The organism is Novosphingobium sp. (assembly GCF_041905565.1).
In the GTDB taxonomy this organism is placed as follows: domain Bacteria; phylum Pseudomonadota; class Alphaproteobacteria; order Sphingomonadales; family Sphingomonadaceae; genus Novosphingobium.
Window position 1 is genome coordinate 1 of the sequence record NZ_JAYRKX010000044.1, and the last position, 1,935, is coordinate 1,935.

Below are 1,935 nucleotides of genomic sequence, written 5' to 3' on the forward strand. Positions count from 1 at the left end.
TGGCACCGCCGCTGGCGGTGGAGGGCAGGGTGATCGAACGCCCGACCGCGAGGCATTCGTTGAGCATGTTCCAGCCCTTGCCGGCCATGTCGAGGCCGCCGATCAGCTGGCTCAGCGGAATGAAGACCTCCTTGCCGTGGATCGGGCCGTTCTGGAACGGCGAGTTCAGCGGGAAATGGCGGCGGCCGACTTCCACCCCCGGCGTCTCAGCCGGCAACAGTGCGAGCGTGATGCCGATGTCGCGGGTGTCGCCCAGCAGGCCATCCGGGTCGTACATGCGGAAGGCGAGACCAATCAGGCTCGCCACCGGGGCGAGGGTGATGTAGCGCTTGTCGAAGGTGAGCTTCAGGCCCAGCACGTTGGCGCCGTTCCATTGGCCCTTGCAGACGATGCCGAAATCCGGGATCGAGGTGGCGTCGGAGCCGGCGAACGGGCCGGTCAGGCCGAAGCAGGGCACGTCCTGGCCGCAGGCGAGCCGCGGCAGGTAATAGTCCTTCTGTTCTTTCGTGCCGTAACGATGGATCAGCTCGCCCGGGCCCAGCGAATTGGGCACGCCGACGGTGGCGCTGGCCACCGAACTGATCGAGGCGACCTTCTGGATCACCTTGTGATGGGCCAGCGCGGAGAAGCCCAGCCCGCCGTATTCCTTCGGAATGATCATCCCGAAGAAACGCTGCTTTTTCATGTAGTCCCAGACCTCGGGCGAGAGGTCGGCGCGGACGTGGGTGATGTCCCAGTCGTCGATCATCGTGCACAGGGTTTCGACCGGGCCATCGAGGAAGGCCTGCTCTTCGGCGGACAGCTGTGGCTTGGGATGGGCCAGCAGCTTGCGCCAGTCGGGCTTGCCGGAGAACAGATCGCCCTCGAAGCCGACCGAGCCGGTCTCCAGCGCGATCTTCTCGGTCTGCGACAGCGGCGGCAGCGCCTTGCGCAGGAATTTCAGCGCCGGGGCGGAGAGCAGCGGCTTGCGGATGGCCGGGATCAGCAGGGGCATGGCGACCAAGGTCACGCAACCGGCCACGAATCCGATGACCAGATGGTTGGCACCCAGTAGCCAGCACCCGACCAGCAGGGTGGCGGTCAGTGCGACCCAGAGGGCGAGACGCAGGCGGTGGTAGGCGGAAAAGGCCGAGGCCAAAAGAACCGCGAGGATCGGCAGGGAAACGCTCAAGAACGGGCTCATGTCGTGGCTCCGGGATGGCGGCGGGCCGCGGGGCTGCGTTGCGTGTCGCCGCCCCCGCCACTACCATACTTTGAAGTATGTGATTCCAGTGCAAACTTCTATCGCACTCGAATCGAGCAAACGCTCAGACATACTATCCGGCGCACAACCGTATGGATCCGACACCGCGATGACCGAGACCGCACTCCGCACCCCGCGCTTGAACGTGGACGACTGGACCCGCGAAGCCCTCGACCAGATCGCCGAGGCGGGTGTGTCCGCGGTGGCGGTGGAGCCGCTGGCGCGTCGGCTCGGGGTGACCAAGGGCAGCTTCTACTGGCACTTTCCTTCGCGCGATGCGCTGCTGCAGGCGGCGCTGGAGCGCTGGGAACGCGATGAGCAGGCGGCCTACGGCGCGCTGGAATCGATCGGCAACGCCGCCGAGCGCCTGCGCACCCTGTTCAACCTGATCAGCTTCCACACCAAGACCCACGTCATCTATTCCGAACTGCTCAAGGCGGCCGAACACCCGGCGATCCGCGCCGTGCTCGACAACGTGCTGGAGCGGCGGGTCGGTTTCCTGTTCGCCTCGTTCCGCCAGGCCGGCTTGAACGAGCGTGATGCACTGCGGCGGGCGCGGATGACTTACGCGGTGTACGTTGGCTTCCTGCAGCTGGAGTTGCCCAAGTTCCGCCAGCGCGAACAGAGCGAAGATTTTGCCGCCTACATCGACCACATCATGGCGACGCTGATTCCGCGCAGTTGAACCGCTT

The 1,935-nt window shown here is 65.5% G+C and carries 2 protein-coding genes; one reads left to right on the top strand and one right to left on the bottom strand.

Annotated elements, in window-relative coordinates:
- A partial coding sequence (locus ACE3N9_RS16550; RefSeq protein ID WP_374285600.1) for an acyl-CoA dehydrogenase family protein occupies positions 1-1,183 on the bottom strand: 1,183 nt, incomplete at its 3' end.
- Between the two features lie 169 nt (positions 1,184-1,352).
- Between ACE3N9_RS16550 and ACE3N9_RS16555 the strand changes: the two genes are divergently transcribed.
- Positions 1,353-1,928: a TetR/AcrR family transcriptional regulator gene (locus ACE3N9_RS16555; RefSeq protein ID WP_374285602.1), complete on the top strand. Its 576-nt coding sequence runs from the start codon at positions 1,353-1,355 to the stop codon at positions 1,926-1,928.
- Positions 1,929-1,935 lie beyond the last annotated feature (7 nt).